This window comes from Peribacillus alkalitolerans (genome assembly GCF_010882125.1).
GTDB lineage: Bacteria > Bacillota > Bacilli > Bacillales > DSM-1321 > Bacillus_BN > Bacillus_BN alkalitolerans.
Genome location: NZ_JAAGVZ010000004.1, coordinates 194802 through 206794, shown reverse-complemented (window position 1 = coordinate 206794; position 11993 = coordinate 194802). Strand labels below are relative to the sequence as shown.

The following is an 11993-nucleotide window of genomic DNA, read 5'->3' as shown; positions in this document are numbered from 1 at the left end:
AAATTTTCAAAATATAGTTGACTGTTCTTCAAATGATTTTTAAAATATAGGAAATATATGAATTTTATAATAATTTAATGGAGACTGATGGATATGATGAAAATAGAAACGACTATCTCCAATTTAATAAAAAACAGGGGCTGCTTTGGATCAAATGATGATTCTGGGCAGCCCCTTTACTATGCTAATGGGGTGGAGAATATGATTATTTTGAATGGTGAGCAATTGACGCTTAAAGATGCTGAACAAGTCATTTTACACGGAGCGTATGTTTCTGCAAGTGATGAGGCAATGGCAAAGGTAAAAAAGAGCAGGGAAGCTGTAGATAAAATTGTTGATGACCAACAGGTGGTATATGGGATTACAACTGGATTCGGAAAATTTAGTGATGTGTTCATTTCGGCGGATTATGTGAAAGAGCTACAAACCAATTTGATTCGTTCACATGCTTGTGGAGTTGGTGAGCCATTTGATGAGTCAGTTTCAAGAGCTATGCTTTTGCTTCGAGCAAATGCTTTATTGAAGGGTTTTTCTGGGATTCGTCCAGTCGTGATTGAAACGATCTTAAATTTATTGAATTCTAAAATCCATCCTGTCGTCCCTCAGCAAGGATCACTAGGGGCAAGTGGAGACTTAGCTCCATTATCCCATCTTGTTCTACCATTAATGGGAGAGGGAGAAGTGTTTTACAAAGGAAACAGAATGAAAGCGGAGGAAGCGCTTCAAGCTGAAGGAATCACTCCAGTCGAATTAGATGCCAAAGAAGGATTGGCCTTAATCAATGGTACACAAGCCATGACAGCGGTTGGTGTAATTGCCTATTTAGAAGCTGAAAAAATTGGTTATTTATCAGAGGCAATCGCATCTGTCACGATGGAGGGATTGCAAGGAATTACAGATGTACTCGACGATGATATTCATATGGTAAGAGGATATCAACAACAAAGAGATGTAGCTTTTAGAATGAGAGAATGGCTAGATGGAAGCAAACTTACGACTCGTCAAGGTGAACTTCGTGTCCAAGATGCTTATTCCCTTCGTTGCATTCCTCAGGTTCACGGAGCGTCATGGCAAGTTTTTGACTATGTGAAGGAAAAGCTAGAAATCGAGATGAATGCTGCCACTGACAATCCGTTGATATTTGATGAGGGTAGGAAGGTATTGTCCGGTGGGAACTTCCATGGACAGCCGATTGCCTTTGCAATGGATTTTCTAAAAATCGGTACCGCAGAACTTGCCAACATCTCTGAACGAAGAGTGGAACGTCTTGTCAATCCACAGTTAAATGATCTTCCTGCTTTTCTAAGTCCTGAACCAGGCTTGCAATCCGGCGCGATGATCATGCAGTATTGTGCCGCTGCCCTTGTTTCAGAAAATAAGACACTTGCACATCCAGCAAGTGTAGATTCAATCCCATCGTCCGCGAATCAAGAAGACCACGTGAGCATGGGAACGATTGGTGCAAGGCATGCTTATCAAATCATCCAGAATGTACGACGTGTATTGGCTATTGAATTAATTTGTGCATTACAGGCAGCAGAGTATAGAGGTAAAGATAGAATGGCACCGCGGACAAAATCGTTTTTCGAGCAAGCAAGGACCATTGTTCCGTCCATTACTAAAGACCGTGTGTTTTCTGAAGATATTGAAGCATGTGCAGAATGGTTAAGAAACATGTCAATTGAACAAGTATTGCAGAAAAAATAGAGGGGGGATTCGACATGGAGGGGAAGTGGCTGATTGGTGACCGTGATAGCAATGAAAGAGAAGGATTGAAATGGTTATTAAAAACGACATCAGTCCCGATATCCCATATTCATGTCGCCTCCAATTTCCAAGAATTGATCCTTCAGTTTGAGAAAGAGACGCCCGATGTTTTAGTGTTGGAGTTGGATATGTTGTCCCAGGATGAGTGGCATTCGTTAAAAGATTTACTCATGATATATGAACCGATTCTTATTTTGACAAGTGCTGAAGCCACTTTTGAAAAGGCGAGTCTAGCTATAGATATACAAGCACTAGAACTTATGATTAAACCGCTTTCTTCCACAAAAGTGAAGAGTACCTATCAAAGGGCATCTAGGCTATTGACTGCGCGAAAACAAACTATGGAAAGTCCAAACTATCAAGCTACTAAAGAAGGACTATACGAGTTATTATTCCTTCCAAACAAACCGAGTGTGGAGGATTATTATGTGGCGGTCTTCCAAACAGAAACGAAGGAAATGATTCCAACCTTACATGCATTCCTGATTGCATTTCCGTTCCAAAGCAAACAAAGTATCTTTGTGTTGAGTGATATGGTGGTCATTTTGTTTAAACAATCAACACCACGTCCATCGGAGCAATGTCAGAAAGCGATGCATAAATGGGAAGAGGAATATTCAGATGCAATTTCGATAGTGGTCCATACAGGTAAAGAAACTGTCCTATCTATACACCATAAGTATTTGGAAGCGAAAAAAATACTTGAATTGACTTACTATCGTGGATATAGACAGGTTGTCCAAATGCAGTCATCGCCAACATGGGCACATATTGATCCATTTTTAACACCACCTGAGCAAAGAAGGTGGATTGATATGCTGGCGAATCATGAACTTCAGAATATTAAGGAATGGCTTTATGCAGAATTCGTCTCTTTGAGGGAGCCCTATCCGGAGCCAGGTCTTGTTCGAATCCGGTTGACCAGCATTTTAGCCCAAATCAGACGATTTATGAAAACCAATGCATTGGAGAAAAAAATGGAATTAGAATCGGAATACCGTTATATTTTTAATTCTATTTTGTATGATACGGTGTTATATAGGACTGTTCAAAATCTCATCCTTTTTACTCAGAAGTTGTTCTTAAAAGTAGAAGCTGGAAATCGTAACTACCATAATGACCCGATTGAGAAGGGACTTTCCTTCCTTGAAAAAAATTTCAGAAAGATGGATCTGAAGTTAGATGAGGTAGCTAATTATGTGAGTCGGAGCCCATCCTATTTCAGTCACCTTCTCCATGTAAAAACAGGACAAAGCTTCACTGAAATCGTTTCAAGCATTCGAATCAATGAGGCAAAAAGGTTACTACGTGAATCAGATCAACCTGTAAAAGAAATAGCATTAACCATTGGATACCCTAATCCTAATTATTTCAGCAGAGTCTTTCGTGAAATGGTAGGGATGACACCTAGGGAATTTCGGACAGGTAAGGTTGAGATAAGTAATTGAAGTTTCACAAGTAAATTGTGTATCAACATTAAAAGAATTTAAGCCATGTGGAAATTCATCCTCATGGCTCTTTTTTGTGTTGGAGTTTCAACCGTGTCCATTCTGATAATTATGCAACTATTTTTAAAGGATATTTTTATAACCTAAAAATATTATTCATTTATAAAAATAATACTATTAAAATTGTTGATTTTTTTCTTTTTCCACTTATCTTAAGTGGAAATTTATCCTTATTCATTCATTTACTTTATATAATTCAGAATTTTTACATAATAAAATGAAGATAGAATTATAGAGGAGGTTTTTTTATGGAAACGAAATCTGCAGAAAAACGTACTATACAAAACTATAAAGGGTCAGAACTTCATGCTAAAGGTTGGGTGCAAGAAGCTGCTCTAAGAATGTTGATGAACAATCTTGATCAAGAAGTGGCAGAACGTCCTGAAGATTTAGTGGTATATGGTGGCATTGGAAAGGCTGCTCGTAACTGGGAATCCTATGATGCTATCATCAAAACACTCCATGAGTTAGAAAGTGATGAAACGCTGTTGATTCAATCAGGAAAGCCGGTTGCAGTATTCAAAACACACAGTGATGCTCCTAGAGTTTTACTTGCAAATTCGAATTTAGTTCCTAAATGGGCTAATTGGGATCATTTCCATGAGCTAGATAAAAAAGGATTAATGATGTACGGTCAGATGACAGCAGGTAGTTGGATTTATATCGGAAGTCAAGGGATTGTCCAAGGAACCTATGAAACGTTTGCAGAGTTGGCACGCCAACATTACGGTGGAACATTAAAGCATACGATTACGTTAACAGCAGGTATGGGTGGTATGGGTGGAGCCCAAGCATTGGCTGTTACAATGAATGATGGTGTATGTTTGGCCGTTGATGTGGATGAGACTAGAATTGACCGTCGTATTGAAACCGCTTACTTAGATGTGAAGTGCCATGACTTGGATGAGGCGATTTCCATGGCGAAACAAGCAAAACTAGAGGGTAAAGCGTTATCCATTGGATTAGTTGGAAATGCTGCTGAGATTCTTCCTCTTATGATAGAGAAAGGCTTTAATCCAGATGTGTTAACAGACCAAACATCGGCTCATGACCCACTGAATGGTTATGTACCTGTAGGTTACTCAATGGAAGAAGCGGCAAAACTTCGTAAAGAAAATCCAGAGCAATACGTGAAATTATCCAAGCAAAGCATGGCAATCCATGTTAAAGCAATGCTATCCATGCAGGAAAAAGGTGCAGTGACGTTCGATTATGGAAATAACATCCGTCAAGTTGCGAAGGATGAAGGGGTAGAAAATGCTTTCGATTTCCCAGGCTTCGTACCGGCTTATATTCGACCATTGTTCTGCGAAGGAAAAGGACCTTTCCGTTGGGCGGCATTGTCAGGAGATCCTGAAGATATCCGTAAGATTGATGAAGCACTACTAGAAGAGTTTAAAGACAATGAACATTTATGCAAATGGGTTAAGATGGCTCAAGAGAAAATTAGCTTCCAAGGATTGCCTGCAAGGATCTGTTGGTTAGGCTATGGCGATCGTGCGAGATTCGGAAAAATCATCAATGATATGGTAGGCCGTGGAGAGTTGAAGGCTCCAATCGTTATTGGGCGTGACCATCTTGACGCTGGGTCAGTAGCTTCTCCGAATCGTGAAACTGAGGCAATGAAGGATGGTAGTGACGCGGTAGCAGATTGGCCAATCCTGAATGCATTGGTTAATGCGGTAGGGGGAGCAAGTTGGATTTCTCTACACCATGGTGGCGGAGTAGGAATGGGATACTCCCTGCATTCAGGAATGGTTATTGTGGCTGATGGTACGAAAGAGGCAGAGAAACGATTAGAGCGTGTGTTAACGACTGATCCTGGTATGGGTGTAGTCCGTCATGCAGATGCAGGATATGACTTAGCCATCAAAACAGCAAAAGAAAAAGGCATTCACATGCCAATGCTTCCATAAGACAAAAAGGAGGTCCATTAAATGACTGCTCCAATTTTTATACGAAATGCTTCACAGCTTGTAACATTGGAGGGGAGTTCCAAAGCTCCCCTTGTAAAAGAAGCCATGTCTGATTTAAAGGTGATTGAAAATGGCAGCTTGTGGATTGAACATGGGGAAATCCAGGCTGTCGGTACAGATGTGGAACTATCTCAGATATATAAAGACCGCATGGGTGAAGCTCAAATCATTGATGCTACTGGTAAGCTTGTGACTCCTGGATTGGTTGATCCTCATACTCATCTAGTTTTCGCGGGTAGTCGTGAAAATGAGTTCAATATGCGTCTCCAAGGGGCTACCTATATGGAGATCATGAATAACGGTGGAGGCATCCATGCTACAACAAGTAGGACAAAAGCGGCTACACATGAAGAATTATTTAATGAAAGCTATGAGCGTTTAAATGGTTTCCTTATCCATGGTGTAACCACAGTCGAAGCTAAAAGTGGGTACGGAATGGAATGGGAGACGGAGAAAAAACAGCTTGAGGTCGCTAAAAAGCTAAATGAGAAGCATATCATCGATATTGTCAGCACATTTATGGGAGCACATGCTGTACCGAAGGAATATAAGGGCAATCCAGACGAATTCGTTGATCTTCTTATAGATGAAATGATTCCTCAGGTGGCTGAATTAGGTTTGGCAGAATTCAATGATGTGTTCTGTGAGCATGGTGTATTCACACCTGAGCAATCAAAAAAAATTCTAGAAGCCGGTAAACAATATGGGTTGAATCCTAAAATCCATGCGGATGAAATAGAGCCATATGAGGGTGCTGAATTGGCAGCGGAAGTGGGAGCGATTTCGGCGGACCATTTATTAAAGGCTTCCGAACAAGGGATGAAAATGATGGCCAAAGCAGGAGTGGTAGGGGTACTACTCCCTGGAACTGCGTACTTTTTAATGGCTGAGTCAGCTAATGGTAGGAAAATGATTGATCTTGGTGTACCAGTTGCACTTTCCACAGATTGCAACCCGGGCTCATCTCCAACAGTTTCCTTACCGTTTATCATGAACCTAGGATGCTTGAAGATGGGAATGACCCCAGCGGAAGTGCTTACGGCGGCAACAATTAACGCAGCCCATGCAATTAACCGTGCTGATCGAATTGGAAGTTTGGAAGTTGGGAAACAAGCGGACATAACCATTTTTAATAGTCCTAATTATATGAAGCTACAATATTCTTATGGGGTAAACCATACAGATACAGTCATCAAAAAAGGCCGTGTTGTGGTAGAAGGAGGGAAGCTGGTTGAAGAGCTTTCTTTATCCACATCTTATTCCTCCTAGTTTTTTATGGAATGGGGGATTTCCTGAAAATCCACAAAGGGTGAATGAATGGATAAAACCTCTGGAGGATAAATCTGAGGAGTGTGAGCACCCAAACGTCCTTGTCATGGGTGTGCCATTATCCAGATCGTCCATCTCTGCTTCTGGTGCTTCTGAGTTCCCTGAATATTTTCGCAGGGCTTGGAAAGGATTCGCAACTTACAATATCGATCATGATGTGGATCTTAATACGATGGCGATTGTGGATGCAGGGGATGTTCCGATGCATGTTACGGACATCCATGCTTGTCATCAAAATATTAGAGAAGCCTCAAAGAAAATACATCAAGAGTTCTCTCAATCTACTATTTGTTCTATCGGAGGGGACCATTCGATTACGGCAATGCTCGTAAAAGGGATGCATGATGCCAACCCTTCCGAAAAAATTGGGATCTTGCAATTTGATACCCACTTTGACCTGCGAGATTTAACTGACAATGGACCTTCCAACGGAACACCGATGCGCAATTTGATTGAGAGTAACATTGTGGAAGGCAGCAATATGTATAATATTGGACTGCATGGTTTTTTCAATAATAAAGACTTAAAAGAGTATGCAGATGAAAAAGGTGTGAACTACTTTACTCTACGTGAAACTAGACGTAAGGGAATTGAAGAGACTGTATTACAATGTTTAGAAGAATTAGAGAGTAAGGTGGACCGTATCTATGTAACCGTGGACATGGATGTGTTGGATATCGCATACGCACCTGGTGTCCCGGCATCTACGCCGGGAGGGATGACATCAGGTGAACTGTTAGAGGCCGTTTGGCTTGCAGGACAACATCCAAAGGTAAAGGCCATGGACATAGTTTGCTTGGATCCACTTCGCGATTTAACTGCTCTGCCAACTGTGAAGATGGGAACACATGTGTTTTTAACATTTTTGACTGGTTTGGCAAAAAGGTAAGTAGGATAAAGGGGGAATAGGGATGGAAAATCAACCTGTAAGAAACCTACAACAAGAATTGGCACCAGGAACGAATACGAGCAATATCTTGAAATTTTTCATTTTCAGCGCCATTGGTATTTTTATGTTTTTTATTCCAATTACATTAAACGGTAAGTCATCCATCATGCTGGATCATATCGTTAGTTTTATTCAGCTGAAGGTGCCTAGTGTACTTCCGTATTATGCGTTGATTGTCATTTTGATGGGTGCATTATATCCATTCGTAGCAAAAACCTGGAAAAAGGATACGGTTACAATTGTATTTTCAGTATTGAAGGTTTTTGGTCTTGTCGCTGCAATTATGCTTGTTTTTAATGTAGGTCCTGAGTGGTTTTTCGCTCCTAATATGGCTCCGTTTTTATACAATAAGCTTGTTATTTCGGTGGGCTTGTTAGTTCCAATCGGATCAGTTTTCCTTGCGCTGCTTGTGGGCTATGGTTTACTAGAATTCATTGGGATTTTCATGCAGCCAGTCATGCGCCCAATTTGGAAAACTCCAGGTCGATCTGCCATTGATGCAGTTGCCTCATTTGTTGGTAGCTATTCAATAGGTTTGCTTATTACAAACCGTGTATTTAAAGAAGGGAAATATACCATTAAGGAAGCTGCGATTATCGCAACTGGTTTTTCAACCGTTTCCGCTACATTCATGATTGTTGTAGCAAAAACATTGAATTTGATGGAAATGTGGAACGCATACTTCTGGGTAACATTCGTCGTAACGTTTATTGTAACGGCCATTACTACTCGAATCTGGCCACTATCCAAAATGAGTGATGAATATTACCAAGGCATGGAAGGTGACAAAGAAGTCATTATTAAGAAGGATCGTGTCAAGCATGCATGGAAGGAAGCGATGATTACAGCAGAAAATTCTCCGAGTTTACAATCTAATATTTGGGAGAACCTAAAAGACGGATTTATCATGACTATGGGAATTCTTCCATCTATCATGTCGGTTGGACTACTTGGGTTAGTCCTTGCAGAGTTTACTCCTGTGTTTGATTGGTTAGGTTATATCTTTTACCCTTTCACAGCTCTCGTTCAATTACCTGAACCAATGTTAGCTGCAAAGGCGAGTGCAGTATCAATTGCTGAAATGTTTTTACCTGCTTTATTGGTAACAGAAGCTGCTGTAGTGACTAAATTTGTGATGGCTGTGGTGTCCGTATCAAGCATTATTTTCTTTTCAGCGGTTGTACCATGTATTCTATCCACTGAAATTCCATTGTCAATCGGAAAGCTGGTTATCATTTGGTTCCAAAGGGTTGTCCTTACAATCCTATTAACTGCACCAATTGCTTATCTACTTTTATAAAGAATTATAGGAGAGTGACTCTAGCAACTTGCGTTAGAGTCACTTTTTTCGGAAATAAACCGGGATAATTTATGTGATTTTTCACTGCAAGCCAATTTTTTGGGGATGTGAATTTACCTTTTAAAATATGAATCATGGTTTTTAAAAAGAGGTAGTCTTGCGTGAAAAGCGGAACCCTCAAGGACGCAGAGGATTTGTAAAAAGCAGAAATCTTTCGTGCAAAGCGTAGATCTCACGAAATAAGCAGAAACCCTTCCGTAAAACGGAAATCTCCAGTGGAAAGCAGAAATCTCTGGAAAGAAGCGCAACCCCTCCATAAAAAGCGAAAATCTCTAGAAAGAAGCGCAATCTCTCCATAAAAAGCGAAAATCTCTAGAAAGAAGCGCAACCCCTCCATAAAAAGCGAAAATCTCTAGAAAGAGGCGCAAACCCTCCATAAAAAGCGGAAATCTCTAGAAAGAAGCGCAAACTCTCCATAAAAAGCGAAAATCTCTAGAAAGAAGCGCAAACCCTCCATAAAAAGCGAAAATCTCTAGAAAGAAGCGCAAACCCTCCATAAAAAGCGAAAATCTCTAGAAAGAAGCGCAACCCCCCATAAAAAGCGAAAATCTCTAGGAAGAAGCGTAAATCTCTAGTAAAAAGCATAATTCCTCCAAGAAGAAGCGAAAATCCATAAATAATTGATTTTCTTTACTTAATTACGTTTGTTATTCAAGTGTCAACACAACTTGAGACAGAGGGAATCCTGGTCTTAGTTAGTGTCGAAAAATCTTTTCTTTCAATAGCAACCACTATTACTAATGTAGCAGGAATTTTGTCCCAATATTCCGAATATAATAGATTAAGAAAAGAATGAATGTTCATTCATTTTTTTCTTATTAATTATATATGGATATGGGGGTTATGTATGAACGCTTTTCGCCTGTTAGGGATGGAGCTTTCAAAGCTCAAAGAGCAAAAAGGGTTGCTGTTCTCATTGCTTGGAGTCTTATTGATTCCATTGGTCTACGCAGCTATTTTGCTGTCGTCGACTTGGGGTCCGTATGATTACTTGAACAACTTGCCAGTAGCGGTTGTCAACAAGGATCAAGGTGCCCAGTCTGGGGATAAACCCATCAATGTGGGAGAGGATTTAGTAGCGGATTTAAAGAAGACGAATACCTTGGGGTGGGAGTTTGTCTCAGATGAAGAAGCTAAAAAGGGGTTAGATAGTCAAAAATATTACATGGTCATAGAGATTCCAGAAGACTTTTCACAAAAGGTCACCACTGTTTTGGATGCAAATCCACAAGTTCCGGATTTGAAATATGTCCAAAATGAAGGCTTGAATTTCATGGCTGCTCAGGTTACAAGAAGTGCCACTGAAAAAATTAGAGAGCAATTAGGGAATAAAATCACGGAAACATATGCAAGCAACCTATTCTCTAAATTCGGTGACATTTCAAGTGGATTCAAATCAGGAGCGGATGGCTCCCAAAAGATTTATGATGGAACTTCGCAATTATCAAATGGAACAGGGCAATTATTACAATCATTAACTGATAAAACTGCAGATATCCAAAAGCTTGCGGATGGTTCTGAAAAAGCGGAGAACGGTGCTGGCCAACTATTGAGCTCCATTAAAGGAGGAACAGGGGACATCAATAAATTGGCTGCGGGTTCCAAACAAATCGATCAAGGTGCTGGACAGTTGAAAGAAGGATCAGGCAAGGTGTTAGTTGGTCTATAGTCGGCAGAAGCAGGTGGGAAGGCTTTGGCTACTGGATTAGAGTCTAAAATTATGCCAGGTAGTGCTCTACTAGCATCCAAAACTGGAGAATTGGCTGTTGGTGCAAAGCAATTGTCCGATGGTGCACAAGGACTGACTGCTTTATTGAAGGGGTATTTGGCAAAGCATCATCAACTTATGACAGATCCTGAGTTTTTAAGAATAGTAGGCACTAGTGAAGCCATATCTGGAAAAATGCCTGGCCTAGTGGATGGTGCTAACCAGTTAAAAGCAGGAGCAGATAACTTAGCTGCAGGAATCGCAAAAGAAGCAGTTCCAGGCTCGAAAAAATTGTCAGCTGGGCTTTCTGAGTTGGTTGTAGGGCAGAAGGCAATTGATAAGGGAATCGCTGACTTAAAAGCTGGTGCTTCCCAGGTTGCTAGCGGAAATGCTTCAGTTGCAACTTCATGGGTGAAGATGACTAGCGCTGTAGCAAGCCTTCAAAATGGTCTTTCTCAAATCAGCACAGGTAACCAAACTGTAGCCACTGGATGGAAAACAATGACAGAAGGTGTAACTACTTTAGATGGCGGTGCAAAACAGCTTCAATCAGGAAGCCAACAATTGTCTGATGGTTTAGCTGGTGGGGCGGATGAAATGAGCAAAATCAAAGTGAGTGAAGCAAACATCAGTATGTTCTCATCCCCAGTAAATTTGACAGGGGAAAAGGCAAATGGATTTGAATTCTATCGCGATTCAACAGCACCATATGTATTGTCATTAGCATTATTTGTTGGAGCTTTAATCCTCTCCTTTATAGTCGATTTCAAAAAGCCAGCTGGTTTACCTGGTTCGGCATTGAGCTGGTACGCAAGCAAGCTTATGAAGGTATCTATATTTGCTGTTGCACAAGGAGTGCTAGTTTCTCTGTTTGCCCTATTATCCTTGCAACTGAAAGTTGAAAACGCTTTCTTATTTGTAGGATTTGCTGTATTTGCAAGCCTGGCATTTATGTCCATTGTCTTATTCCTAGTCACTTTAGGAGGAAATATCGGACGCTTTGTAGCACTTGCATTCATAGTATTGCAGTTATCTACTACAGGTTCGAACTTGCCAATTCCAATGCTACCAGAGAACCTGCAAGCAATTAGCAAGTTCTTACCTTTGACATACTCCAATGCAGGCTTTAAATCTATTGTCTCTTTAGGTGACAATAGCTTCCTAGCCTCTAATGCTACTGTATTGTTCTTCTTTTTAGCAGGATTTGCGGTATTGTCTCTGGGTGTATTCCTTTTCAGTTTCAAGAAGAGTAAAGCTGAGCTTTCATTAGCGGCATAATAGAATGATAACAATAAGGGGTGTCTTGAAAGATCGAGTATAAGATCTTTCGAGACACCCCTTTATTATTGGCCGTTTTTTACATATGTAGAAACAAAAAAAATAAGGTATAAAGCCA

The 11993-nt window shown here is 40.5% G+C and carries 8 protein-coding genes; all 8 read left to right on the top strand.

Annotated features, from left to right (window positions below; translation table 11 throughout):
* Positions 1-201 precede the first annotated feature (201 nt).
* The 8 genes from hutH (at position 202) to G3O09_RS22455 (ending at position 11875) form a co-directional block, all read left to right on the top strand.
* Complete coding sequence (gene hutH / locus G3O09_RS07110; protein ID WP_163100866.1) at positions 202-1707, top strand: histidine ammonia-lyase; 1506 nt, start codon at positions 202-204, stop codon at positions 1705-1707.
* 14 nt (positions 1708-1721) lie between these two features.
* The gene (locus G3O09_RS07105) at positions 1722-3215 is read left to right on the top strand and encodes a helix-turn-helix domain-containing protein (protein ID WP_163100795.1); all 1494 of its coding nucleotides are present in this window, start codon (positions 1722-1724) and stop codon (positions 3213-3215) included.
* A 308-nt stretch (positions 3216-3523) separates the two neighbouring features.
* Complete coding sequence (hutU, locus tag G3O09_RS07100; RefSeq protein ID WP_163100794.1) at positions 3524-5191, top strand: urocanate hydratase; 1668 nt, start codon at positions 3524-3526, stop codon at positions 5189-5191.
* A 21-nt stretch (positions 5192-5212) separates the two neighbouring features.
* Complete coding sequence (gene hutI / locus G3O09_RS07095) at positions 5213-6520, top strand: imidazolonepropionase (RefSeq protein ID WP_163100793.1); 1308 nt, start codon at positions 5213-5215, stop codon at positions 6518-6520.
* The gene (locus tag G3O09_RS07090) at positions 6483-7469 is read left to right on the top strand and encodes an agmatinase family protein (protein WP_205439623.1); all 987 of its coding nucleotides are present in this window, start codon (positions 6483-6485) and stop codon (positions 7467-7469) included. Before hutI ends, G3O09_RS07090 begins: the two co-directional genes overlap by 38 nt.
* A 22-nt stretch (positions 7470-7491) precedes the next feature.
* Positions 7492-8829: a YjiH family protein gene (locus G3O09_RS07085; protein ID WP_163100792.1), complete on the top strand. Its 1338-nt coding sequence runs from the start codon at positions 7492-7494 to the stop codon at positions 8827-8829.
* Between the two features lie 907 nt (positions 8830-9736).
* On the top strand, positions 9737-10558 hold the full coding sequence (locus G3O09_RS22460) for a YhgE/Pip domain-containing protein (protein WP_240338367.1): 822 nt from the start codon (positions 9737-9739) through the stop codon (positions 10556-10558).
* Between the two features lie 24 nt (positions 10559-10582).
* Positions 10583-11875: a YhgE/Pip family protein gene (locus G3O09_RS22455; protein ID WP_240338366.1), complete on the top strand. Its 1293-nt coding sequence runs from the start codon at positions 10583-10585 to the stop codon at positions 11873-11875.
* Positions 11876-11993 lie beyond the last annotated feature (118 nt).

Excerpts from the sequence above, each read along its gene's own strand:
- hutH (WP_163100866.1), top strand. The coding sequence starts at position 202 with ATGATTATTTTGAATGGTGAGCAATTGACGCTTAAAGATGCTGAACAA.
- G3O09_RS07105 (WP_163100795.1), top strand. The coding sequence starts at position 1,722 with ATGGAGGGGAAGTGGCTGATTGGTGACCGTGATAGCAATGAAAGAGAA.
- hutU (WP_163100794.1), top strand. The coding sequence starts at position 3,524 with ATGGAAACGAAATCTGCAGAAAAACGTACTATACAAAACTATAAAGGG.
- hutI (WP_163100793.1), top strand. The coding sequence starts at position 5,213 with ATGACTGCTCCAATTTTTATACGAAATGCTTCACAGCTTGTAACATTG.
- G3O09_RS07085 (WP_163100792.1), top strand. The coding sequence starts at position 7,492 with ATGGAAAATCAACCTGTAAGAAACCTACAACAAGAATTGGCACCAGGA.
- G3O09_RS22460 (WP_240338367.1), top strand. The coding sequence starts at position 9,737 with ATGAACGCTTTTCGCCTGTTAGGGATGGAGCTTTCAAAGCTCAAAGAG.